This is a genomic window from Brevundimonas sp. Bb-A, from assembly GCF_009394735.1.
In the GTDB taxonomy this organism is placed as follows: Bacteria; Pseudomonadota; Alphaproteobacteria; order Caulobacterales; family Caulobacteraceae; genus Brevundimonas; species Brevundimonas aurantiaca.
Genome location: NZ_CP045456.1, coordinates 2638970 through 2663131, shown reverse-complemented (window position 1 = coordinate 2663131; position 24162 = coordinate 2638970). Strand labels below are relative to the sequence as shown.

The 24162-nt window shown below is 68.0% G+C and carries 21 protein-coding genes; 11 read left to right on the top strand and 10 right to left on the bottom strand.

Annotation, left to right across the window (positions count from 1 at the left end; translation table 11 throughout):
* The first annotated feature begins 21 nt into the window (after positions 1 to 21).
* On the top strand, positions 22 to 837 hold the full coding sequence (locus BSP_RS13070) for a carbohydrate ABC transporter permease (RefSeq protein WP_054766119.1): 816 nt from the start codon (positions 22 to 24) through the stop codon (positions 835 to 837).
* Between the two features lie 152 nt (positions 838 to 989).
* Positions 990 to 4193 carry a discoidin domain-containing protein gene (locus BSP_RS16540; protein WP_152950604.1) on the top strand — a complete coding sequence of 1068 codons (3204 nt, stop codon included), beginning with the start codon at positions 990 to 992 and terminating at the stop codon, positions 4191 to 4193.
* A 165-nt stretch (positions 4194 to 4358) separates the two neighbouring features.
* Here the strand turns inward: BSP_RS16540 and topA are convergent, their stop codons facing one another.
* From topA to plsY, 3 genes are all read right to left on the bottom strand, one after another.
* Complete coding sequence (gene topA / locus BSP_RS13060; RefSeq protein WP_152950603.1) at positions 4359 to 6986, bottom strand: type I DNA topoisomerase; 2628 nt, start codon at positions 6984 to 6986, stop codon at positions 4359 to 4361.
* Positions 6987 to 7149: 163 nt separating this feature from the next.
* A complete protein-coding gene (gene dprA / locus BSP_RS13055) occupies positions 7150 to 8220 on the bottom strand; it encodes a DNA-processing protein DprA (RefSeq protein ID WP_152950602.1) in 1071 nt (356 codons plus the stop codon).
* Complete coding sequence (gene plsY, locus BSP_RS13050) at positions 8217 to 8855, bottom strand: glycerol-3-phosphate 1-O-acyltransferase PlsY (protein ID WP_152950601.1); 639 nt, start codon at positions 8853 to 8855, stop codon at positions 8217 to 8219. Before plsY ends, dprA begins: the two co-directional genes overlap by 4 nt.
* Before the next feature lie 127 nt (positions 8856 to 8982).
* On the opposite strand from plsY, the gene BSP_RS13045 reads away from it, so the two are divergent.
* Positions 8983 to 9918 (top strand): glycerophosphodiester phosphodiesterase family protein, encoded by a 936-nt coding sequence (locus BSP_RS13045; RefSeq protein ID WP_054766114.1) that lies wholly within the window; start codon positions 8983 to 8985, stop codon positions 9916 to 9918.
* Positions 9919 to 9986: 68 nt separating this feature from the next.
* Positions 9987 to 11168 carry a 5-demethoxyubiquinol-8 5-hydroxylase UbiM gene (ubiM, locus tag BSP_RS13040; protein ID WP_054766113.1) on the top strand — a complete coding sequence of 394 codons (1182 nt, stop codon included), beginning with the start codon at positions 9987 to 9989 and terminating at the stop codon, positions 11166 to 11168.
* A 130-nt stretch (positions 11169 to 11298) separates the two neighbouring features.
* Here the strand turns inward: ubiM and pyrC are convergent, their stop codons facing one another.
* The 4 genes from pyrC to ruvX form a co-directional block, all read right to left on the bottom strand.
* Positions 11299 to 12588 carry a dihydroorotase gene (pyrC, locus tag BSP_RS13035; RefSeq protein WP_152950600.1) on the bottom strand — a complete coding sequence of 430 codons (1290 nt, stop codon included), beginning with the start codon at positions 12586 to 12588 and terminating at the stop codon, positions 11299 to 11301.
* Positions 12585 to 13568: an aspartate carbamoyltransferase catalytic subunit gene (locus tag BSP_RS13030; protein ID WP_152950599.1), complete on the bottom strand. Its 984-nt coding sequence runs from the start codon at positions 13566 to 13568 to the stop codon at positions 12585 to 12587. Before BSP_RS13030 ends, pyrC begins: the two co-directional genes overlap by 4 nt.
* Positions 13569 to 13631: 63 nt before the next feature.
* A complete protein-coding gene (locus tag BSP_RS13025; RefSeq protein WP_152950598.1) occupies positions 13632 to 14555 on the bottom strand; it encodes an AEC family transporter in 924 nt (307 codons plus the stop codon).
* Complete coding sequence (gene ruvX / locus BSP_RS13020) at positions 14552 to 15031, bottom strand: Holliday junction resolvase RuvX (RefSeq protein WP_152950597.1); 480 nt, start codon at positions 15029 to 15031, stop codon at positions 14552 to 14554. The genes BSP_RS13025 and ruvX overlap by 4 nt, the downstream gene beginning before the upstream one ends.
* Positions 15032 to 15104: 73 nt before the next feature.
* Here ruvX and BSP_RS16410 point away from each other — a divergent pair, with 73 nt between their 5' ends.
* The 3 genes from BSP_RS16410 to gatA all read left to right on the top strand — a co-directional run bounded on the left by BSP_RS16410 (position 15105) and on the right by gatA (position 17715).
* A complete protein-coding gene (locus tag BSP_RS16410; protein WP_227975968.1) occupies positions 15105 to 15632 on the top strand; it encodes a hypothetical protein in 528 nt (175 codons plus the stop codon).
* Positions 15633 to 15946: 314 nt separating this feature from the next.
* Entirely contained in the window at positions 15947 to 16234 is a 288-nt protein-coding gene (gatC, locus tag BSP_RS13015; RefSeq protein ID WP_008261275.1) for an Asp-tRNA(Asn)/Glu-tRNA(Gln) amidotransferase subunit GatC, read from the top strand.
* Between the two features lie 2 nt (positions 16235 to 16236).
* The gene (gatA, locus tag BSP_RS13010) at positions 16237 to 17715 is read left to right on the top strand and encodes an Asp-tRNA(Asn)/Glu-tRNA(Gln) amidotransferase subunit GatA (RefSeq protein ID WP_152950596.1); all 1479 of its coding nucleotides are present in this window, start codon (positions 16237 to 16239) and stop codon (positions 17713 to 17715) included.
* A 65-nt stretch (positions 17716 to 17780) separates the two neighbouring features.
* Here gatA and BSP_RS13005 read toward each other — a convergent pair whose 3' ends face one another.
* Positions 17781 to 18116 carry a hypothetical protein gene (locus BSP_RS13005; protein WP_227975967.1) on the bottom strand — a complete coding sequence of 112 codons (336 nt, stop codon included), beginning with the start codon at positions 18114 to 18116 and terminating at the stop codon, positions 17781 to 17783.
* 97 nt (positions 18117 to 18213) lie between these two features.
* Here BSP_RS13005 and gatB point away from each other — a divergent pair, with 97 nt between their 5' ends.
* Complete coding sequence (gene gatB / locus BSP_RS13000; RefSeq protein WP_054766106.1) at positions 18214 to 19716, top strand: Asp-tRNA(Asn)/Glu-tRNA(Gln) amidotransferase subunit GatB; 1503 nt, start codon at positions 18214 to 18216, stop codon at positions 19714 to 19716.
* 101 nt (positions 19717 to 19817) lie between these two features.
* Here the strand turns inward: gatB and BSP_RS12995 are convergent, their stop codons facing one another.
* The gene (locus BSP_RS12995) at positions 19818 to 20405 is read right to left on the bottom strand and encodes an RcnB family protein (protein ID WP_054766105.1); all 588 of its coding nucleotides are present in this window, start codon (positions 20403 to 20405) and stop codon (positions 19818 to 19820) included.
* Positions 20406 to 20581: 176 nt separating this feature from the next.
* On the opposite strand from BSP_RS12995, the gene BSP_RS12990 reads away from it, so the two are divergent.
* Both BSP_RS12990 and BSP_RS12985 read left to right on the top strand, forming a co-directional pair.
* Positions 20582 to 21307: a glutathione S-transferase N-terminal domain-containing protein gene (locus BSP_RS12990; RefSeq protein WP_152950595.1), complete on the top strand. Its 726-nt coding sequence runs from the start codon at positions 20582 to 20584 to the stop codon at positions 21305 to 21307.
* Positions 21308 to 21479: 172 nt separating this feature from the next.
* A complete protein-coding gene (locus BSP_RS12985; RefSeq protein WP_152950594.1) occupies positions 21480 to 21791 on the top strand; it encodes a sel1 repeat family protein in 312 nt (103 codons plus the stop codon).
* Between the two features lie 19 nt (positions 21792 to 21810).
* On the opposite strand, the gene BSP_RS12980 is transcribed toward BSP_RS12985, so the two are convergent.
* On the bottom strand, positions 21811 to 22572 hold the full coding sequence (locus BSP_RS12980) for a polysaccharide biosynthesis/export family protein (RefSeq protein ID WP_152950593.1): 762 nt from the start codon (positions 22570 to 22572) through the stop codon (positions 21811 to 21813).
* A 121-nt stretch (positions 22573 to 22693) separates the two neighbouring features.
* Between BSP_RS12980 and BSP_RS12975 the strand changes: the two genes are divergently transcribed.
* Complete coding sequence (locus BSP_RS12975; RefSeq protein WP_054766986.1) at positions 22694 to 24133, top strand: Wzz/FepE/Etk N-terminal domain-containing protein; 1440 nt, start codon at positions 22694 to 22696, stop codon at positions 24131 to 24133.
* Positions 24134 to 24162 lie beyond the last annotated feature (29 nt).

Genomic DNA, 24162 nt, shown 5'->3' with positions numbered 1-24162 from the left:
GACGGGAATGGAGGCGGTGCGATGAAGATCAGGAGCCTCCTCCTCAACCTCGCCGTCGCCGCGATTGCCCTCATCGTCCTTTTCCCGCTGGTCTGGATGGCGTCGGTCAGCTTCATGCCGACCGGTGAGGCCGCGACCTTCCCGCCGCCCCTGGTCCCGTCGCGCTGGACGCTGGAGCACTATCAGGACCTGTTCCTGAACCAGGGCATGGGCCGCTATCTGTGGAACAGTTTCGCCCTGGCGACCCTGGCGACGCTTCTGGCGCTCAGCTTCACCGTCCCGGCCGGCTACGCCTTCGCCAAGCTGAAGTTCACGGGGCGCGAACGCCTGTTCCAGTTCCTGGTCGCCGCCCTGGTGGTGCCGGCCCAGATCGGCACCCTGCCGCTGTTTCTGATGCTGAAGGGGATGGGGCTGGTGAACACCTACGCCGGCGCCCTGGTGCCCTGGCTGGCCTCGATCTTCGGCCTGTTCCTGGTGCGCCAGTATGCGCTGAGCATTCCCGACGAAATGCTGGAGGCGGCCCGCATCGACGGGGCCAGCGAAGGCCAGATCTTCCGCCGCATCGTCCTGCCGACGCTGCAGCCGATCATCGTTACCCTGGGCCTGTTCGTCTTTCTGGGCAGCTGGAACGACTTCCTGTGGCCGTTGATCATCCTGACGGACCAGTCGAACTACACCCTGCCTGTCGCCCTGGCGGCGCTCTCTCGCGAACATGTCCAGGATGTCGAACTGATGATGGCGGGCGCGGTCGTCACGGTCGCGCCTGTGCTGATCCTCTTCCTCGCCCTGCAACGCTACTACATCCGCGGCATGCTCGCGGGCAGCGTGAAGGGGTAAATTTCTCGTCTCTCTACGCCGTCATCCTCGCCCTTGTGGCGAGGATCCAGACTCCCGGTGCGGCCGCCCTATGCACCCCGTCCAATACCGGGAGTCTGGATCCTCGGGACAAGCCCGAGGATGACGCGGAGAGGGAAAGCTGGAGTCATCCAATGCGTATCCTGACCTCCATCCTCGCACTCAGCGCCGCCCTCATGGCCGTCCCCGCCGTCGCCCAGGACACGCGCGTTCTCGACAGCATGGACGACGCCTCGCGGTGGCAGGCCAGCGTCTCGACCGACGTCCACGCCGCCGTCTCCGCCGTCGCGGGGCATGACGGTCGGGCCGTGCGGCTCGATTATGATTTCGACGGCAAGGCGGGCTATGCGGTGCTCAGCCGGCCGCTGCCGTTCGACCTGCCTGACAACTACGAGATCAGCTTCTGGGTGCGCGGCGCCGGGCCGGTCAACACGTTCGAGGTCAAGCTGACCGACGCCTCGGCCGAGAACGTCTGGTGGAGACAGACGGCGCGCTACGACTTCCCCGACGGCTGGACGAAGTTCGTGATCAAACGCCGCCAGGTGTCCAAGGCCTGGGGGCCCAGCCCCGAGACGGTGCTGCGCCGCGCCGAACGGGTCGAGTTCGTCGTGGTGGCGGCCGAGGGCGGCAAGGGCGCGGTCGAGATCGATCAACTGAGCCTGCGCGCCCTGCCGGTCGAGCCCCTCGCGCCGCCCCAGCCGATCGCCGCCGATGGGCGGGCGCAGACGACGGCCGCCAACGCCGTCGACCTGGACCCGAAGACCGCCTGGACCCCGCCTGTGGGCGAGCCGTCGGCCCTGACCCTGGATCTGGGATACGAACGCGAGTTCGGCGGCCTGACCCTGCGCTGGGGCGAGCGGGGCGCGGCGGCGGACTATAGGATTTCAGCGTCTCTCGACGGACGCGACTGGCGTGAGCTGACATCCGTGAAGGGCGGCAACGGCGGCGTCGACTGGCTGCGCACGCCCGAGACGAGCGCCCGCTGGCTGCGGCTGGAGCCGCTGAAGCCGGTCCCCGCCTCGGACGTCGTCGGCTCGTCCGGCGCCGGCCAGCGGCTGGGCGCGGGGCAGGCGACCACCTATGCGCTGAACGAGATCGAGGTCGAACCCCTGGCCTTCGGCGAGGACGCCACGGCCTTCGTCGAGGCGGTGGCCAAGGAGAACCTGCGCGGCCTCTATCCGCGCGGCTTCTTCGGCGAACAGCCCTACTGGACCCTGGTCGGCGTGGACGGCGGCGGCGAAAGCGGCCTGATCGGCGAGGACGGCGCCATTGAACTGCGCCGCGCGGGCCCCAGCATCGAACCCTTCGTCGTCGATAACGGCCGGCTGATCACTTGGGCCGACGTCAATATCGAACAGGGGCTGAAGGACGGCGATCTGCCCATTCCCTCGGTAACCTGGATCGCCGACGACTGGACGCTGAAGATCACCAGCTTCGCCGTCGGAACGCCGGACCAGGCGCGGCTGTGGGGCCGTTATGACCTGACCAACACCTCCAACCGGCCGCGCAGCCTGACCCTGGCCCTGACGGCGCGGCCGTTCCAGGTGAATGGGCCGGTGCAATTCCTGGCCATTCCGGGCGGGGTGGCGCCGGTCGAGCGGATCGCCTGGGACGGCGCGAGCCTGACGCTGAACGACGACGTCCGGGTCCAGCCCCTGACCGCGCCGGACGCTGTGGCGGCTTCGAGCTTCGACGCCGGGGCCGATCCTCAATCATTGATTTTGCCTACGGCGCGACGCCCAGTGGGTGAGCCGGTCGCCGTCTCCGACGCCACGGACCTGCCGGCCGGCGCCCTGCTGTACGAGGTGACGCTTCAGCCCGGTGAGACGCGCACCTTCGGCTTCCTGTCGCCGCTGGCGGGCGATCCGTCGCAGGCCGGGCAGGGCGTCGCCGCCCTGGATCAGGCCGAGCAGGCGCTGGCGGCGCAGTGGCGTGAGAAGCTGGACCGGGTGGACCTGACCCTGCCGCCCGCCGCCCAGCGGATCGAGGACGCGCTGAAGTCGTCGCTGGCCCATATGTTGATGTCGCGTCAGGGGCCGATCCTGCAGCCCGGCACCCGCAGCTACAACCGTTCCTGGATCCGCGACGGCGCCATGATGGCCGAGGGGCTGAACCGGCTGGGCATGGCCGAGCACTCCGCCGACTATCTGCGCTGGTACGCCCCCTATGTGTTCGACAACGGCAAGGTCCCTTGCTGCGTCGATGCGCGGGGCGCCGATCCGGTGCCCGAGAACGACAGCCACGGCGAGTTCGTCTTCCTGGCCGCCGAGACCTATCGCTACACCGGCGACGAGGCCCTGCTGCGTCAGGTCTGGCCCCAGGTGCAGAAGGCGATCACCTATATGGACGAACTGCGCGCCTCCACCCGCACCGCCGCCTTCCAGCCCCCCGACCAGCGCCACCTGTACGGCCTGCTGCCCCCGACGATCAGCCACGAGGGCTATTCGGACAAGGCAGCCTATTCCTACTGGGACGATTTCTGGGGCCTTCTGGGCTACAAGGACGCCGTCTTCATCGCCCAGACCCTGGGCGACGCCGAGGCCGCCGCCCGCTATGCTGCGGCGCGCGATCAGTTCGCCGCCGACATCCGCGCCTCCATTGTCGCCACAGCCGCACACCACGACATCGACTGGATCGCCGGCGCCGCGGACCGGGGCGATTTCGACGCCACCTCGACCACCATCGCCCTGTCTCCGGCGGGCGAGCAGGATAATCTCCCGCCCGAACTGATGGCGCGAACCTTCGACCTCTATTGGGAAAACTTCCAGAACCGGCTGACCAATCGCACGGGGTGGAAGGACTACACCCCCTACGAATGGCGGCTGGTCGGCGCCTATGTGCGGCTGGGCCAGAAGGACCGCGCCCTGGCGGTGCTGGACTTCCTGATGGCCGACCGCCGGCCCGAGGCCTGGAACGGCTGGGCCGAGGTGGTGGGGCGCGACAAGCGCGAGCCGCGCTTCATCGGTGACATGCCCCACGCCTGGATCAGCTCCGACTATATCCGCTCGGCTCTGGACCTGTTCGCCTACGAGCGGGACCGCGACCACGCCCTGGTGTTGGCGGCGGGCGTGCCTCAGGTTTGGCTGGATACGGCCCAGGGCGTGGGGGTCAAGGATCTGCGCACTGCCTATGGGGCGCTGACCTACGCCTATCGCAAACAGGGGGCGGCCTATGTGCTGACCTTGGGCGAGGGCGCGACGCCGCCGGGGGGCTATGTGCTGCAATGGCCGGCGGGCGAGGGGCGGCCGGAGCGGGTGCGCATCGACGGGCGGGCCGCGCAATGGACCGATGACGAGCTGGCGATCCCGGCAGGCGCGCGACGGGTGGAGATGCGCTGACGAAAGGTCTTCCTTCTCCCATTGGGAGAAGGTGGCCCGGAGGGCCGGATGAGGGCCGGCCGGTGGGCCGGTTCGCACCGCCGAACCCTCACCCTTTCGCGCCAGAACGATCGCTTCGCTCTCGTGCGCTCAAGCCCTCTCCCGGCGGGAGAGGGGCCTTATGAGTCAGTCTTCCGCCTTCGCCTTGGCCTTCTTCGCCGGCGCCTTCTTGGCGGCGGGCTTCTTCGCAGCCGCAGCCTTCTTCGACGCAGCCGTTTTCTTCGCCGGCGCCTTCTTCTTCGGCGCCGCGCCGGCCTTGGCGGCGAGCAGGGGCAGGGCGGCTTCCAAGGTCAGGTCTTCGGGCGCCGTGCCTTTCGGCAGGGTGGCGTTGATCTTGCCCGATTTGACATAGGGGCCGAAGCGGCCGGCCATGACGTGGATCGGCTCGCCCGTCTCCGGGTGTGCGCCCAGGTCCTTCAGCGGGGCCGCAGCCGCCCCGCGGCCGGGACGACCGGCGCGCTTCTCGGCCAGCAGGGCGACGGCGCGGTTCAGACCGACCTCGAACACCTCGTCGATGTCCGAGACATTGGCGTAGGTGCCGGCGTGCAGGACGAAGGGACCGTAACGGCCCAGGCCCGCCGTGATCATCTTGCCGTCCTCGGGGTGAACCCCGACCTCGCGCGGCAGGGCCAGCAAGCGCAGAGCCTGGTCCAGCGTCAGGGACGCGGGCGACCAGCCCTTGGGCAGGGACGAGCGTTTTGGCTTCTCGCCGTCCGGCGGCGCGATTTCGACATAGGGGCCGAAGCGGCCGATCTTCAGCTGCACGGGGTGTCCGGTCGCCGGATCGACCCCCAGTTCGCGATCGCCGCTCTCGGCCGACCCGTCCTCGGCCGAAGGACTGGCGACGGGACGGGTGTATTTGCAGTCAGGATAGCGCGAGCAGCCGATGAAGGCGCCGAACCGGCTGGTCTTCAGGCTCAGTTGGCCCTGGTGGCACAGGGGGCATTCGCGCGGGTCGGACCCGTCGCCCTTGTCGGGGAAGATATGGGCGCCCAGGCTCTCGTTCAGGGCGTCCAGAATGGCCGTGGTGCGCAGCTCGCCCGCGGCTTGGGTCGCGGCGTGGAAGTCCTGCCAGAACTCGCGCAGCAGCACCTTCCAGTTCAGATCGCCGGCCGAAACCTCGTCAAGCCGGGTCTCAAGCGCGGCGGTGAAGTCGTACTCGACCCATTTGCTGAAGAACTGCTCCAGGAAGGCCGTGACCAGCCGCCCCTTGTCCTCGGGATAGAAGCGGTTCTTCTCGACGCGGACATATTCCCGGTCGCGCAGGGTCGATAGGGTCGAGGCGTAGGTCGATGGCCGGCCGATGCCCAGTTCTTCCAGCTTCTTGACCAGGGTGGCTTCGGAATAGCGCGGCGGCGGCTCGGTGAAATGCTGCTCGGTGCGGATGGCGTCGACCTTGGCCTTGGCGCCCTCCTTCAGGGCGGGCAGGCGGCTGGTGTCGTCTTCGCCCTCGTCGCCTTCCGCGCCCTTCTGCTTCTCGTCGCGGCCTTCCTCATATACGGCCAGGAAGCCGTCGAAGGTCACCACTTGGCCGGTGGCGCGCAGGCCGGTCTGGCCGTCGGAGGTCTCGATCTCGACCGTGGTGCGGTCCAGGCGCGCGGCCTCCATCTGCGAGGCGACCATCCTTTTCCAGATCAGCTCATAGAGGCGCTGAAGATCGGACTCGAGGCGCAGGCTGTCGGGATGGCGGGCGATGTTGGTGGGCCGGATCGCTTCGTGCGCTTCCTGAGCATTCTTCGCCTTCACCTTGTAATGACGAGGTTCCGCCGGAACATAGGCCGGGCCGAACTCCTTGCCGATCACCTCGCGCGCCTGGGCCAGACCCTCGGGGCTGACGGACACGCCGTCGGTCCGCATATAGGTGATCAGGCCGCCGGTCTCGTCCACGCCCTCATACAGTTTCTGCGCCGCCTGCATGGTCCGCTGGGCGGTGAAGCCCAGTTTGCGCGCAGCCTCCTGCTGCAGGGTGGAGGTGGTGAAGGGCGGCGCCGGGTTGCGACGGACCGGCTTCTTCTCGACCGAGTTGATGGTGAAGTCGCCGGCCTGGATGGCGGCGCGGGCGGCTGCGGCGGTGGCCTCGTCCTTGATGTCCAGACGCTGCACCCGCTTGCCGGCGTGCTTGACCAGGCGGGCGGTGAAGGGCGGGCTGTCGGCGTTCAGGTCGGCCTCGATGGACCAGTATTCCTGAGGCGTGAACTTCTCGATCTCCATCTCGCGATCGACGACGATGCGCAGCGCCACCGACTGCACCCGCCCGGCCGAGCGCGCGCCCGGCAGCTTGCGCCACAGCACCGGCGACAGGGTGAAGCCGACCAGATAGTCCAGGGCGCGGCGGGCCAGATAGGCCTCGACCAGCTCCATGTCGATCTGGCGCGGCTTGGCCATGGCGTCCAGAACGGCGGACTTGGTGATGGCGTTGAAGGTGACGCGCTCGACCTGGGTGTCCTTCAGCGCCTTCTTCTTGTTCAGCACCTCCAGCACGTGCCAGCTGATGGCCTCCCCTTCGCGGTCGGGGTCGGTGGCCAGGATGACGCGGTCGGCGCGCTTGGCGGCCTCGGCGATTTCGGACAGGCGTTTGGCGCCCTTGGCGTCGGCCTCCCAGTGCATGGAGAAGTCGTCATCGGGCAGGACCGATCCGTCCTTGGACGGCAGGTCCCGGACGTGGCCGTAGGAGGCCAGAACCTCATAGCCGGAGCCGAGGTATTTATTGATGGTCTTGGCCTTTGCGGGGCTCTCGACGATGACGAGGTTCATGCGTGTTCGGTCTCGGGAAGGGGCGCGAACGTGGTTGGAGCGGAGCCATGTGTCAATGCACCGGCCGCCGGACGCCCGTAAACTAGCCCTCTGTCGGGGGGATCAGGCCTGACTATCACGGATTGAAGGCGAGTCCGGAAGAGACTTCGCTATATCGAGGCCCCTATAGCGAAACGAGACCGCCCGGCAGCAGCTCGGCCCGGCCCGCCAGGCTCAGCTCCAGCAGGGCGGCGGCGACCTGGCCCATCGGTGCGTTCAGGGCGCGGGCGATCTCGTCGCGCGGCGTCGGGGTGGGGGACAGGATGGCGGCGACCCGGTCCAGGAAATCGTCGTCCACCTCGCCATAGGCGATCGGCTCCGACGACGGCGCGCGCAGGGTGCGTAAGGTGTTGAAGGCGCGCTCGATATCCTCGATCCCCTCGCACAGGACGGCGCCCTGGCGCAGCAGTTCGTTCGGCCCCTTGGCGCGCGGGTCCAGCGGCGAGCCCGGCACGGCGAAGACGTCGCGCCCCTGTTCGGCCGCCAGCCGGGCGGTGATCAGCGAGCCGGACCTGATCTCGGCCTCGACCACCACGACGCCGCGCGACAAGCCCGAGATGATGCGGTTGCGGCGGGGGAAGTCCCGCGCCTGGGCGCGGGCGCCAACGGGGCTCTCGGACACCACGCAGCCCTGATCAACCAGCCGGCCGTAGAGGTCCGCATGTTCGGGCGGATAGATGTCGTCCACCCCGCCGCCCAGGACCGCGACGGTCCCCGTCGCCAGGGCGCCTTCATGGGCGGCGGCGTCGATGCCGCGCGCCATGCCCGACACGACCACATGCCCGGCCTGACCCAGTTGCAGCGCCAGGCCGCGCGCGATCCTCTGCCCGCCCGCCGAGGCGATACGGGCGCCGACGATGGCGATGCTGGGCATGTTCAACAGATCGACCCGACCCCGCGCCCACAGAATCGGCGGCGGCGGGTCCAGGTTCGCCAACATCTCAGGATAGTCAGGATCGCCCAGCACCAGCAGGCGCGCGCCGATCCGCTCGCCGTCAGCCAGTTCGCGCTCAATGCCTGCGACGGGCGGCGGAATGGAGGCCGCGCCGGACTTGCGGACCAGGTCGGGCAGGACCTCCAGCACGCGGACAGCTGACCCATAACGGCCCAGCAACTGGGAAAAGGCGACGGGACCGATGCGGTCGGTGCGGGCGAGCCGCAGCCGGGCGAACCGTTCGTCCGCCGCCGGGGTCACGCCTTCTTGGCCCCGATGCGCGGCTCCTCGCCCTTCAGCAGCCGGGCGATGTTCTCGTGGTGGCGGATCCAGATCAGCACGGCGGCGAAGACGGTCAGGGCCAGGATCGGCATGTCCACCGGCAGGCCGACGGCGGCCAGCGGCAACAGGGCCAGAAGGGGCGCAGTCGCCGAGGAGATCAGGGCCGCCAGCGACGAATAGCGGAAGGCGAAGGCGCTGATCAGCCAGACGGCGCCGGCCATCAGGCCCAGGGGCCAGGCGGCGGCCAGCAGCAGGCCATAGAAGGTCGCCACCCCCTTGCCGCCCTTGAACTTCAGCCAGACGGGAAACAGGTGGCCCAGGAAGGCCGCGCCGCCGGCGATGGCGCCCGCAGCCTGGCTGTCGAACAGGGCGCGGGCGATCAACAGGGCGACGGCCCCCTTGCCGGCGTCCAGCAGCAAGGTGGCCAGGGCCAGGTCCTTGCGCCCGGTGCGCAGCACATTGGTCGCGCCGATATTGCCGGAGCCGATGTTGCGCACGTCGCCGGCGCCGGCGGCGCGGGTGATCACCACGCCGAACGGGATCGAGCCGAGCAGATATCCGCCCAGCGCGACCAGCGCCAAGGTCCCGACCGCGGGCCCCACCAGATCCTGCACTTTGATTCTCTCCCCGGGAAATGCAGCGGCAAAATGCGTCGGCGCGCCTTACGGAGCAAGGGCGATCCGGCCTCTTGACCCGATGAATGACGCAGGGTCAGGTCCGCCCGCCTTTCCGGAGACTCTCATGAGCCGATATTCCACCGCCGTCGCCGTCTCGATCCTGCTGATGTCGGCTTCGGCCTGCGTCGGCGCTCCGACCGGCGGGGAGGGGGCCGTGTCCCGCCCGGCCATGGCCGCCTATTTCGACTGTGTCCGCGACGGCGGCGTGGCCATCTCCGCCCATAGGGCGGTCTCGGCCCCGGACCAGCCTGAGAACTCCATCGCCGCCATCGAGGCGACCGGGCGAGCCATTCCCGGCGCCATCCTCGAACTGGACGCGGTCCTGACCAAGGACGGCCATCTGGTGCTGATGCACGACGAGACGATGGAGCGGACCACGACCGGCCGGGGCCGCGTCGCCGACCTGACCCTGGCCCAGGTCAAGGCCGCCCGGCTGAAGGCGTCGAACGGCGCCTTGACCGAGGCCGCGCCCCCGACGTTGGCCGAGGCGCTGGACGCCGCCGGGCGGGTCGGCGCCATCGCCAGCCTGGACCTGAAACCGGCCGAAGGCGCGACCACGGTCGATCTGGCGAAAGCCATCATTGCCGAGGTGCGGCGCTCGGGCGCGCAGAACCGGGTCATCCTGATCACCTATAATGACGCAGACGCCCGCGCCGTGGCGGCCCTGGCGCCGGAGATGATGATTTCGGCCGGTCTGGACGGCGTCGAGGATCTGGACGGTCTGAATCCGGCCCAGATCCTGGCCTGGACCGGCACGCGCGAGGAGCGGCCCGGCCTGTGGTCGGCCCTGCGTCAGGCGGGGGTCGAGGTCCAGTTCGGCACCCTGGGGGCGGAGGGCCGCCGCCGCGATGACCGCTACGCCGCCGACGGCGACGTCTCCGAATACCGCGACCTGTTCCGCCAGGGCGTGACCGTCATCGCCACCGACACGCCCCTGGCGGTCCAGTCGGTGCTGGGCGCGGAAGTCGCCAAGGCCGCCGCCTGCCGCCGCCCGCGCTGACGCGACGATTTGCGCTCGATCAAGGAGCGGACGAACGGGCTAGGGCAGGGGAAGATCAGGAGTTCAGCATGCGCGATGATCTGATGTTCGACGTGGCCGTGGTCGGGGCCGGACCGGCGGGCCTGGCCTTCACCCGGTCGCTGGCCGGGGCGGGGCTGACGATCGCTCTGATCGAGGGACAGGACGAGGCGGCCTTGCGCGACCCGGCCTTCGACGGACGCGAGATCGCCCTGACCCACAACTCCATCCGCCTGTTAAAGTCCCTCGGCGCCTGGGACCGGGTTCCGGCGCAAGAGATTTCGGACCTGCGCGAGGCGCGGGTGCTGGACGGCGGCTCGCCCTTCGCCCTGACCTTCGACGTCGGCGGCGCCGACCGGCTGGGCGTCCTGATCCCCAACCACCTGATCCGCCGCGCCCTGTTCGACGTTGTCGAAGGCCAGGCGGGCGTGATCCTGATGGCGGGGCGGCGAGTGGCCAGCTGCGCCGTCCAGGGCGCCGCCCCGCGCGGCCGGGTCGTGCTGGACGATGGGACGACGATCCGGGCCAGGCTGATCGTGGCGGCGGATTCCCGCTTTTCCGGCGTGCGCGACCAACTGGGCGTCGGGGTCGAGATGAACCGGCTGGGCCGGTCGATGATGGTCTGCCGGATGCGCCACGACCAGGCGCACGGCCATGTCGCGACCGAATGGTTCGACCATCGCCAGACCGTCGCCCTGCTGCCGGTCGCGGACGCCCAGGAGCGGGTCTCCTCCGTCGTCCTCACCCTGGCCGCCCCCGCCATCGCCGACCTGATGCGCCTGTCGCCCGACGCCTTCGCGGTCGAGATGGAACGGCGGCTGAAGGGCCGGCTGACCGGGCTGGAACTGGTCAGCGAACGCTGCGCCTATCCGCTGGCCACCACCTGGAGCCGCCGGTTCGCGGGCGAGGGTTTCGCCCTGATCGGCGACGCCGCGGTGGGCATGCACCCGGTCACCGCCCACGGCTTCAACCTGGGTCTGCGCGGACAGGACGTCTTGGCCAAGGTGTTGAAGTCGGCGCGGGGCGGGGACATCGGGTCGGAACGTCTGCTGGCCCGCTATGAACGCGACCACCGCCTCGCCAGCTGGCCCCTGTACCAGGGCACCAACGCCCTGGTCCGCCTGTTCACCCAGGAAACGCCCCCGGCCCGTCTGGCGCGCGGCGCCGCCCTGCGCGCCGGCCAGGCCACGGCGCCGTTCAAACGGGTGGTGAAGCGGATGCTGACGGCGTGAACACCGTCATCCTCGGGCTTGACCCGAGGATCGGAAGGTCCGCCGTTGATGCGACGAAGGTTTAATCGGTCCAGGACCGCGTCCGATCCTCGGGTCAAGCCCGAGGATGACGAAAGTAGCGAAGCGGGCTTCAGAAAACCTTACGGCCGCCCACCCAGGTCCCGATCACCTTGCCCTGCAGTCTGCGTCCGTCGAACGGCGAGTTCTTCGACTTGGAGCGCAGCGCATCCGCATCCACGATCACCGGCGCCCCGGGGTCGAACAGCACCAGGTCGGCGGGCGCGCCTTCGGCCAGCACCCCGGCGTCGAGGCCCAGAAGCGCCGCCGGTCCCTGGGTCAGGGGCCGCAGCACGTCCAGCAGGTCCAGACCGTCCTCGTGGTGCAGGGTCAGGGCGGCCGGCAGCAGGGTCTCCAGACCCACGGCGCCGGGCGCGGCCTCGGCGAAGGGGCGGCGCTTGTCCTCGGCCGGGGCGGGGGCGTGGGCCGAGGTGATCACGTCGATCAGCCCCTCGCGCACCGCCTCGATCAGGGCCTGACGGTCGGCCTCGGAGCGCAGCGGCGGGTCCAGCCGGTAGAAGGTGCGATAGTCGCCGATATCCACCTCGTTGAAGCACAGGTGGTTGATCGAGACGCTGACGGCGACCTCCAGCCCCTTGGCCCGCGCCCGCGCCAGGGTCTCCAGCGCGCCTTCGGTCGAGATCTGATCCACCAGGAACCGGGCGCCCGTCTGTTCGACCAGGGCCAGGTCGCGCTCCAGCCCGATCCGCTCGGCGATGGCCGGGCTGCCGGACAGGCCCAGCCGCGTGGCCAGCTCGCCGGAGGCGGCCACCGCTCCTTCTGTCAGCCAGGGGTCGGCCGGACGACAGGCGATCAGGGCGTTGAAGGCGGCGGCGTAGCTCATCACCCTTTGCAGGGTGCGGCTGTTGACGATCACCTTGTCGCCGTCGGTGAAATAAAGGGCGCCGGCCTCGTCCATCAGGCCGATCTCGGCCATCCGCTGGCCGTCCAGGGCCTTGGTCGCGGCGCCGGCCGCACGGACATTGACCAGATTCAGGGCCGCGCCGCGCCGCTGGATGAAGTCGACCATGGCCGGGTCGTCCACGGCGGGATCGGTGTCGGGCTGGACCACGATGGTGGTCACGCCCCCGGCCGCGGCGGCCAGGCTGGCGGACTTCAGCGTCTCTTTCGGTTCAGCGCCGGGTTCGCCGGTCTTGACCCGGATGTCGATCAGGCCGGGCGCGAGGCAGTGGCCGTCGCAGTCGATAATCTCGAAATCTGCGCCGAGCTCAGTATGAAACTGCCGCTCGAATGCGACTTCTATGATCTTGCCGTGCTGGACGATGAGTGTGGCGGGGCCGTCCCTGCCTGTGGCCGGATCCAGAAGGCGGGCGTCCGAAAAGACGATGATGGTGTCGCTCATGCGGCGTCTCCCCAACGGGCCGACAGGGAGGCCAGCACGGCCATGCGGGCGGCGACGCCCATCTCGACCTGATCCTGGATCAGGGAGACGTCCAGGTCGTCGGCCACGTCGGAATCGATCTCGACGCCCCGGTTCATCGGCCCGGGATGCATGACCCGGGCGCCCGGCTTGGCCCAGGCCAGCTTCTCGCGGTCCAGACCCCAGAAGCGGAAATATTCGCGGGTCGAGGGCACCAGGGCGCCGGCCATCCGCTCCAGCTGAAGCCGCAGCATCATCACCACGTCGCAGCCCGCCAATCCCTCGCGCATGTCGTGGAAGACCTCGCAGCCCCAGCGGTCGGCGTCGCCGGGCACCAGGGTCGGCGGCCCGACCAGACGCACCCGCGCGCCCATCATCTGCAACAGGGCGACGTTCGACCGCGCCACCCGGCTGTGGGTGATGTCGCCGCAGATGGCGACCGTCAGGCTGGTCACATCGCCGAAGGCCCGCCGCATCGACAGCAGGTCCAGCAGAGCCTGGGTCGGGTGCTCATGCCGGCCGTCCCCGGCGTTGACGACGGCGCAGCCGACCTTCTGGCTCAGCAGCTCCGCCGCGCCCGAGGCCGAGTGGCGGATCACCAGAATGTCCGGCTTCATTGCATTCAGCGTCACCGCCGTATCGATCAGGGTCTCGCCCTTCTTCACCGACGAAGAGGCCACCGGCATGGTCACCACGTCTGCGCCCAGCCGCTTGGCGGCGATCTCGAACGAGGAGCTGGTGCGGGTCGAGTTCTCGAAGAACAGGTTCACCACCGTGCGCCCGTGCAGCAGGTCCAGGGCCTTGGACGACTGGCGATTGAAGTCGACGAAGGCGTCGCCCAGGTCCAGCAGCTGCGGGGTGACGAAGGGGTTCAGATCCGAGGCGGCCAGGAAATGGGCCTTGGGGAACGGAATCAGCCGCTCTCGAATGGTCTGGTCGGTGACGTCGTGGGGCTGGGTCATCGAGACGCGCCTATAGGCGGGAGTCGCCGCAAACGCCAGACCGGGGGCCGGCCGGGCCGCGGATCAAACGAAGTGGAACAGGGCCAGAAGCATCGGAATCACCACCGCGCTGCCGACGGTGGTCGAGGCGATGATCCCCGCGATCAGGGGCGCGTCCCCGCCCATCTGCCGCGCCAGCATATAGGAGGCGGCCGATCCCGGCGCCGCCCCGCAGATCAGGGCCACCCCCTGGGTCAGGCTGTCGCCGCCGAGCGCCCAGGCGATCAGCCACATCAGCGGCGGCATGACCCCCAGCTTGACCAGGGTCACGGCGGCGATGGTCCCCTGGCGGCGCCTGACCTCGGCGAAGGACAGGCCGGCCCCGGCGACGATCAGCCCCAGGGGCAGGGCGGCCGCGCCCAGCAGGTCCATCGCATCCGACAGGCCGGGGATCAGCGGGACCCGCAGCAGGTTCAGCCCCAGACCGATCAGACAGGCCAGCAGGATCGGATTGGCGATCATCGACTTCGCCAGACCCGGCACCGAGGGCTCGCGCTTCAGCGCTCCCCATTTGGCCAGAACCGCCACACAGGTGATATTGGTCACCGGAATGATGAAGGCGATGGCCACCGCCGCCATGGCCGTCCCGGTCGAGCCATAGACCGACTGGATCACCGGCACGAAGACGAAACTGTTCCAGCGGATCACCCCCTGGAACACGCTGGTGTAGGCCGGCCCGTCCAGCGGGATCAGGGGCTTGGCCGCATAGGTCGCCGCCGCCACGATCAGGGTCGCCCCGACCGCCGCCGCCCCCGCCACCGTCGCCCCGCCGCCGGCCAGATCGGCATGCCAGATCGCGGGGATCAGGAAGCTGGGATAGAAGATATTGATCGACAGCTTCTCGATCGGCCGCCAGGCCTCGTCCGGCAGGAAGCCGGACTTTCGCAAGCCATAGCCCAGGGCGATCATCAGAAAGACCGGCAGGACGCCGGCGATCAGCCCGTTCAAATCCAGCTCGCCTGATCCCGCACCCGGTCCAGCGCCCCCTGCAGGATCCAGGCGGCGGCGGTGCGGTCCACGACCTCGGCCCGGCGCTTGCGGTTCAGGTCCAGGTCCTCGATCAGGAACCGTTCGACCGCGCTGGTGGACAGCCGCTCGTCCCAGAAGGCGACGTTGACCGGCCGCAGCCGCTCCAGATTGCGGGCGAAGGCGCGGCACGACTGGGCGCGCGGCCCTTCGGTCCCGTCCATATTGACCGGCAGGCCGATCACCAGGGCCGAGACCTTGCGATGGGCCATCAGCTTGAACAGCTGTTCGGCTTCCAGCGTGAACTTGGACTTGCGGATCAGCTCCAGCGGCGAGGCGATCATGCGAATGGCGTCCGACACCGCCACCCCGATCGTCTTCTCGCCCAGATCCAGCCCCATCCACGGGGTGTCGGGCGGGCAGGCGGCGGGCAGGTCGAGGAGGTCGAGAACAGGCACGGCCTGCGGTTAGGACTGGCGCGGGCTTAAGTCAAAGGCGATGGTTCGAGAAATCTCGGGCGGGGAGGGCGTAATGCGTACGATTTCACGGGTGGTTGCGTTTGTCGTTCTGGCGACTGTAGCGGGCCCTGTTTCGGCTTTTCCCCCGGCGACTTCGGTGAAGTTGAGGCCCGTTGAGGCCGGAGTGCTGACACCCCAAGAGAAAAGCGCGGGCCTCCTTCTCGGCTCGCCCGGCGTTCGCCTGTACGGCAAGTCCCAACGCAGGAACGGACGGGCTGCGATGCTCTACATCGGCGTCCCCGGTCGCGATGGTGAGCGGCTGTTCCGGCTTGAACACGTGGTGAACTGGAGCGGCAGCCACATGCCGGTTGGCTGCATTGCGAGGCAGCCTGGAGATACAGAACGGATCATGTCCGTTACGCTCGACCTCGATGTGGTCATCCCCGGCCCGAGCGGCGTACAGGAGGTCGTACTGATGCAGTATAGTCTCACTTGGCCGGAACAGCACCCGCATCTCCTTTCGGCCGAGGTAACGGGGCGAGCTAACCCCATCGTTTGGCGTGCGCCGCGTGCAGAGCCGCTGCCTGACTGCTTGCGCTGAACAGCGCGGCGACCAGCCGACAAAATTTATTGGCCGCCCACGCTGTACTGCGTCTGCACAAGCGTTTGAGGCTGATTTCACGCCCGCCAACCCATCGCTCTTTCCGGCCGGGTTATAGTGTCAGGTCGTAAACGCGGGAGGGCGCGATGCAGTGAGTTTGGCGGTTTGGCGGTTTGTCACCCTGTTTTTACGACACGGGATGCGACCCATATCCGGCCAGTGGCGCGCCAGCGGGGCGATGTTCTTGTGAATCCGCGCCTGTGCCGCTAATCCCGCCCCCTAGACCCCTTTACCGACGTGCATTGGAGGGCCGCATGGCCATCGACGCTGCGACGGTGCGCAAGGTCGCGCATCTCGCCCGCATCAAGACCCCCGAGGATCGGCTGGAGCCGCTGGCCCAGGAACTGAACGGCATCCTGCAGTGGATCGAGCAGCTGAACGAGGTCGATGTCGACGGCGTCGAGCCCATGACCTCGAACGTCGCCCAGCCCCTGCGCCTGCGCGAGGACGTGGTCACCGACGGCGGCAAGATCGACGCCGTTCTGTCCAACGCCCCGAAGTCCGCCGACGGCTTCTTCGTCGTGCCCAAGGTGGTCGAATAGTCATGAGCGATCTGACCAAACTGACCCTGAAGGGCGCCGTCGACGGCCTGAAGGCCAAGGACTTTTCCTCGGCCGAAATCACCCAGGCCTTCCTGACCTCCATCGAGGCCGCCAATCCGACGCTAAACGCCTATGTCGAGGTGACGGCGGACAAGGCCATGGACATGGCCCGCGCCTCCGACGCCCGCATCGCCTCGGGCGAGGGCGGGGTGCTGGAAGGCGCGCCGCTGGGGATCAAGGACCTGTTCTGCACCGAGGGCGTCCAGACCACGGCCGGGTCCAACATGCTGCGCGGCTTCGTCCCGCCGTATGAATCGACCGTCACCGCCAATCTGTGGCGCGACGGGGCGGTCATGCTGGGCAAGCTGAACATGGACGAGTTCGCCATGGGCTCGTCCAACGAGACCTCGGCCTTCGGTCCGGTCAAGAACCCGTGGAAATCGACCGGCTCCAACGCCGATCTGACGCCGGGCGGATCCTCGGGCGGTTCGGCCTCGGCCGTGGCCGCCGACCTGTGCCTGGCCGCCACCGCCTCCGACACCGGCGGCTCGATCCGCCAGCCCGCCGCCTTCACCGGCACGGTCGGGATCAAGCCCACCTATGGCCGCGCCAGCCGCTTCGGCATGGTGGCCTTCGCCAGTTCGCTGGACCAGGCGGGACCGATCACCAAGACGGTCGAGGATGCGGCCCTGCTACTGCAATCCATGTGCTCGTTCGACGCCAAGGATTCGACCAGCCTTGACGTCGCGACCCCCGACTGGACCCAGTCCGTCGGCCAGTCGGTCAAGGGCCTGCGCATCGGCGTGCCACGCGAATATGTCGTGGACGGCATGCCCGCCGAGATCCAGGCCCTGTGGGACCAAGGCGTGGCCTGGCTGAAGGACGCCGGCTGCGAGATCGTGGACATCAGCCTGCCGCACACCAAATACGCCCTGCCGACCTATTATATCGTGGCGCCGGCCGAGGCCTCGTCCAACCTGGCCCGTTATGACGGCATGCGGTTCGGGCACCGGGCGGATGACTTCAAGTCCCTGGACGACCTCTACGCCGCCTCGCGCGCCGAGGGCTTCGGCAAGGAGGTCCAGCGTCGCCTGACCATCGGCGCCTATGTGCTGTCGGCCGGCTTCTACGACGCCTACTACGTCAAGGCGCTGAAGGTCCGTCGCCGCATAGCCGAGGACTTCGACAATGTCTGGGGCCGGGTGGACGCCATCCTGACCCCCTCGACCCCGTCGGCCGCCTTCGCCCTGGGGGACAAGCAGATCGACCCCCTGACCATGTATCTGAACGACGTCTTCACGGTGACGACCAACCTGGCCGGCCTGCCGGGCCTCTCGGTCCCCGCCGGCGTCGATTCCAACGGCCTTCCGCTCGGCCTCCAGGTTATCGGCAAGGCCCTGGACGAGGCCACGGTCTTCCAGGTCGGCGCGGCGCTGGAACGGGCGGCGGGCTTCACGGCCAAGCCGGGCCAGTGGTGGTGAACTGATCTTCCCCCTCTCGCGGAGAGAGAGGGAGGGGCCGGTGATCAGGCCGGCCCCTGATGTCTTCAGGCTTCCGGCAGCGCCTTCAGGTCGGCGTCAATGGCCGCGATCTTCTCGTCGGTGATGGCTCCCTGGGAGTAGGGGGCGACCTGGCGCAGGGTCATGCCCTTGAACTGGCCGTAGGCGGGATGCTTGTCCATGCCGGGCAGGTGCTTTTCCAGCACGGCCTTGGTCGCCGGATCGTTCACCAGGGCCTCGATCGGGCTGTCGATGGTCGGATGGGCGTGATGCTCGGCATGAGCATGGTCTTGGGCCGGGGCCGGAGCCGGCGCGGTCTGCGCCGAGGCGGCGCCGATCAGCAGCAGGGAGGCCGCAGCGGCGGCGAACAGGGTCTTGGACATGGGATTCTCCATTGAGGCGACCGAAGTTGAGCGCGATTTCGCGACACCCTCAAGACAGCCTCTTTCTCGCCGCCGCCTAGGGCGCTAGGACGACCCCATGACCGACACTGTTCCGAACCCGAAAACCATCAAGGGCCGCACCGGCGATTGGGAAATCGTCATGGGGCTGGAGATCCACGCCCAGGTGGCCTCCAAGGCCAAGCTCTTCTCCGGCGCCGCCGTCGGCTTCGGCGCGGGGCCGAACGAACAGGTCTCGCTGGTGGACGCCGGCTTCCCCGGCATGCTGCCGACCCTGAACAAGCACTGCGTCGAACAGGCGGTGAAGACCGGTCTGGGCCTGCGTGCGCAGATCAACAAGCGCAGCCAGTTCGACCGCAAGAACTACTTCTACCCCGACCTGCCGACGGGCTATCAGATCAGCCAGCTCTATTACCCCATCGTCGGCGAAGGCGTGGTCGAGGTGGAGGCCGAGGACGGCAGCTTCTTCAACGTCGGCATCGAGCGGCTGCACCTTGAGCAGGATGCGGGCAAGCTGATCCACGACCTGTCGCCGACCGAGAGCTATGTCGACCTGAACCGGGCCGGCACGGCCCTGATGGAGATCGTCTCGCGGCCTGACCTGCGCACGCCGGAAGAGGCGGTCGCCTACGTCAAGAAGATCCGGACCATCCTGGTCTATCTAGGCACCTGCGACGGCGACATGGAGAAGGGCAACCTCCGCGCCGACGTGAACGTCTCGGTCTGCCGCGCCGGCAACTATGAGAAGTTCAAGGCCACGGGCGACTTCAGCTTCCTGGGCACGCGCTGCGAGATCAAGAACGTCAACTCGTTCCGCTTCATCTCCCAGGCGATCCAGTACGAGGCGCGCCGCCAGATCGAGATCCTCGAGGACGGCGGTTCGATCATTCAGGAAACCCGCCTGTTCGATCCGGTGAAGGGCGAAACGCGGTCGATGCGCTCCAAGGAAGAGGCGCAGGACTACCGCTACTTCCCCGACCCCGACCTGCTGCCGCTGGACCTGGAAGAGGCCTGGATCGCCGAGATCAAGGCGTCTCTGCCCGAACTGCCGGACGACAAGCGCAAACGTCTGATGAGCCAGTACGGCCTGTCCCAGTACGACGCCATCGTGCTGATCTCGGAACAGGCCAAGGCCGACTATTTCGAGGCCGCCGCTCAGGGTCGCGACGCCAAGCTGGTCGCCAACTGGGTGACGAACGAGGTGTCGGCGCGTCTGGCCGCCGACGGCAAGGACTTCAGCGAGAACCCGCTGCCGGCCGCCCATGTGGCCCAGCTGGTCGAACTGATCGAGACCAACGTCATCTCCTCCAAGATCGCCAAGGAGGTGTTCGACCACGTCTGGAACGGCGAAGGCTCGCCGGCCGAGGTGGTGGAGAAGCACGGCCTGAAGCAGGTGACCGACACCGGCGCCATCGAGAAGGCGATCGACGAGATCATCGCCGCCAATCCGGACAAGGCCGCCGCCGTCGCCGAGAAGCCACAGGCCCTCGGCTGGTTCGTCGGCCAAGTCATGAAGGCCACGGGCGGCAAGGCCAATCCGGCCGCCGTCAACGACATACTGAAGGCCAAGCTGGGGCTTTGACCTCCCGGCCCCGCCCCCGTTTGACGAAACCTCTGAAAAAGGCCCGGAGATCGCTCTCCGGGCCTTCTTCATTCGGACGGCGTCTTCAGGCCCGTGTCGGATCAATAGACGTTCGAAAGGACGCTGGCGATCAGACCCGTCGCGACGGCGACCAGCAGAATGTCGCTGCCGGCATGGACGTAGCGATAGCCGTGCGGCGCCGGACGCAGGCCGTAGAAATAGGGGTCGCGAACATAGTAGGTCCGATACTGGGGCGGCAGATAGGCGCCGGTCCGCCACCGATAGCCGTAGTGGCGCGGCTCGACGCGGTAGTAGCCGTAGCTGGGGGCGTACCAGTAGCCCGACCGAGGCCCGTTGTAGCCGCGGAACTCGGACCGACCTCGCCACCAGTCGCGATTGTTGCGGTCCCAGCGGTCGTTACGCCAGTCGCGACGATCATCCCGGCGTTCGACGCGATAATCGCGGCGGTCATCGCGGCGATCGTGGCGGTATTCCTGGCGATCCCGGTATTCGCCCTGACGCCAGTCACGTCGATCGTCGCGGCGTTCGTTGCGATAGTCGCGGCGGTCGTCCCGGCGGTCTTGGCGATATTCGCGCCGGTCGTCGCGGCTCTGCGCCTGGGCCATCATCGGAACGGCGGTAGCGGAGAGGGCGAGGGCGACGACGGCGGCCTTGGTGAGGCGTTTCATCAGCGTGCTCCAATCTGGGCCTTCCGCCGAGAGGACGAAAGCACCCGTTAATGACGTCAAAGTCCGGCTTTGCGTCTGAACGCCTCCTGAATGACCGTGTCAGGATTAATCGAGCGTACGTTGCGCAGGCGAGGCCGCCGACCCAGATGTCCGCAAGGCTCAATGGAGATCGTCTAATGAACGCGCCGATCCAGCTCTGGTACTGGCCCACCCCCAATGGGTGGAAGGTCTCCATCGCGCTGGAGGAGATGGGCCTGGCCTATGAGGTCAGGCCGGTGAACATCGGCGTCGGCGAACAGTTCGAGCCGGCCTTCCAGGCGATCAGCCCCAACGGTCGGATGCCGGCCATCGTCGATCCGGACGGGCCCGGCGGCGCGCCGATCTCGATTTTCGAATCCGGCGCCATCCTCCAGTACCTGGGAAACAAGTCGGGCCTCTTCTATCCGACCGACATGCGGGCGCGGGTAGAGGTCGATCAATGGCTGTTCTGGCAGGTCGGCGGCCTCGGGCCGATGGCCGGACAGACCCACCATTTCCGCCAGTATGCTCCGGCCATGATCAAGGATCAGCGCCAGATCGCCTACGGCGTCCGGCGCTATACGAACGAGACCCATCGTCTCTATGGCGTCATGGACCGCCGCCTGCGGGATCGGGACTATCTGGCCGGAGACTATTCCATCGCCGACATGGCCGCCTGGCCCTGGATACTGCCCAGTCTCCAAGGTCAGGATCTGGCCGAGTTCCCCCGTCTGGCGGCGTGGCTTGAGCGGGTCGGCGCCCGGCCGGCTGTCAGGGCGGGCAGGGCGGTGCTGGAAGACCGGCGCGGAAACGCCGGCGGGTCTGGAAAGGCGGCCGAAGCGGCGCGGGCTATCCTCTTCGGCCAGCGGGCGCGCACCGCGTAAACGACAGGTTTCCGAACGATTTCGGATTTATGAATCGAACCTGGAGTATTCATTCTCGCTTTACTGAAAAGTTCTGCACGAGCTTTCGGCGTTAACTTTAACTTCAAACCAGCGGTATTTGATGCGTCATCAGAGACGGACCCAGAAGGGCGTTCGTTCAGGAGATGTGGTGATGCAAGCGCAAGAAATGGCGCACGACCTGGCGGCCGGCGCGCAGACGGATGAACTGCCCCTGCCGACTGCCGACATGTCGGGCGACGAGCTGTTCAAGCTGGGCATGATGTATTCGGCCGGATCGGGCGGCTGTCCGATGGACCGGGTCTCGGCCCACATGATCTTCAACCTGGCGGCCATGAAGGGTTCGATCGAGGCGCGCGTTTACCGCCGCGAGATGAGCCAGGAGATGGATCGCGAAGAGATCGCCGAGGCCCAGAAGGCGGCGCGCCGTTACATCGACACCGGCGTGGTTCGTCTGGTCGCCTGACCGCAGAGACGGTTACGCCTCAGAAGCTGGCGTAACCCGCGCCGTTCGAGCCGTTGATCGAATAGCTGAAGCCGATCGGCATGGCCGAGCGCACCTGGGTGAAGAAGGCGGCGAGTTCGCCAAGGGTCGAACGCGGCACGAAGATGATGTCGCCGCGCCTCAGGGCGACGACCTCGCCCCGCCGGGGACGCAGATCGATCACCCGCATCATGCGCGCACCGCCAGGGCCGCGCCGGATCAGGGCCGCCCGTTCCGCCTTGCCTGTGGGCAGCAGGCCGCCTGCCTGAATGACGGCCTGGTGCGCGTCCAGGTCTCCGACCATTTCGATCACCCCCGGCGTGCGGACCTCGCCATCCACCCAGACCCGAATGGGCCCGGCCTGGCGCAGGGTCACCTCCACCGTCGGGCGCAGCAGTTGCGACCCATAGGCCGCAGACACCGCCTGTTCCAGCTCAGAGAGACTCCGATCCGCCGCCATGACCTGACCGATCAGGGGCAGGGCGACGCGGCCGTCCGGTCCGACCTTCAGCGTTCGCGTCAGTTCGGCGGCGGTGGGCAGGGCCACCTCGATCTCATCGCCGGGATAAAGCAGATATTCTGGCTCTTCGTCGGTCCAGTCGGCGAAGGGGATGTTGGGAAAATCCCCGCGGCTGGAAGGCTGGATCCTTTGCGCGCGGTCGCTGGGGCGGGGCATTCGGCCCGCAGCCCCGCCGCCGCATGCCGCCAGGGTGGCGGCGGCCGATCCGAGGGCCAGCAGGAACAGTCGGCGATCTGACGTCATGGAATCGGTTGGTCCGCCGGGAAAGAGGATGGATCACAGCCTCGCCCCTTATGGGTAACCGATGGTTAACGCCGGTCAGCGAAAGGTGGCGTCGATCAAGAGTTTCCTGGATTCGCTCGCCATGCGTTCGACGGCCTATGTCACGACCCGACCGCGCTACGGCGTGCTGGACGTCGTCGGACTGCTGTTCCGCGAACTGCTCTTGATGGTCGTCGTCTTCCTGCTGATCTTCGCCTTGGGAGCCGCCGCCGTCTTCACCTTGAAGAAGACCTATACGGCCCAGGGCGCCGTCTTCGCAGGCGTCGGCCAGGAATATGTCTATCAACCCCGTGTGGGCACGGCCGAACGGGGGCAGGCGCCGCAGGGCGACGAGGTGGCGAACTCCGAAGCGGCCATCCTCAGTTCGGGCCAGGTGCGCCAGCGCGTCATCGACGCCTTGGGCCCCCAGGTCATTTTGGGCAGGGCGCCCAAGGGCGCGCCGGAAAAGTCGAAGGCGGCGGCCAGCAAGGTGCTGGGCTCCAGCCTGCACGTCGCGACGGCGCCGGGCAGCGCGGTCATCCGCGTCAGCTACAAGGCGGATGATCCTCAGCAGGCGGCTCGCATCCTGAACAGCGTGATCGATCAGTATCTGGCCTATCGTCGCGAAGTCTTTCAGGACAAGACCCCGGCCATCGCCAGCCAGCGCCTTGCGTTTGAAGAGGATCTGAACGCTGCGGACCGGGCCTATGAGCAGTTTCTGACGTCGAACGACATCGGCGACTTCGCCGCCGCAAAGGCCACCTTGGCCGCGACCTATCAGACGACCTTCGCCGACCGGATGGCGACGCAGAGCCAGTTGAACCAGACCAGCCAGAGGCTGAGCACCTTGGTGGCGCAGCAGGCCAATACGCCGGCCGAGGTCGCCCTGCAGCAGGATCTGAATATCTCGGCCCAGGATCAGGTGCTGCAACTGCGCACAGAACGTCAGCAGCTGCTGTCGCGCTATCAACCCGACGCCCAGCCGGTGAAGGACATCGAGGCGCGGATCGCCCAACTGCAAGCCTATGTCGCCAGCGGGACGGCGGTCGGGCCTAAGGAGGTTCGTACCGGACCCAACCCGGTCTGGACCGAGCTGGAGACGACCCGAATCAACACCCAGGCCGACCGTGACGCCCTGGCGGCCCGGTTGGCGGCGCTGGATCGGCAGCTCTCGGACATCCGGTCGCGGCAGGCGCGGCTGACGGCTCTGGAGTCCGAGAATGCGACCCTGGCGGGCAATCGCGAGGTCCTGACCGCCAATATCCGCGAGTTCCAGCAGCGCGAAAGCCAGAGCCGAGCGGACAACGCCCTGGTGGCGGCCGGCGCCGACAACGTCACCGTCATCGAGCGGGCCCAGCCGCCGGCGACCGGCAAGAGCCTGAAGGCGCCGGCCCTGGCCGCCGTTTTCCTGTTCGCCGCCTTCACCGCCCTGTGCATCGGCCTGCTGAGGATTTTCACGCGGCGGGGATTTTCGACGCCCGACTCGGTGCGCCGTACTCTGGACGTGCCGGTCCTGGCGGTCGCCCCCGCCAAGGCGCACTAGGTCGGTGGGGCTTGGGCGGGCGGCCATGA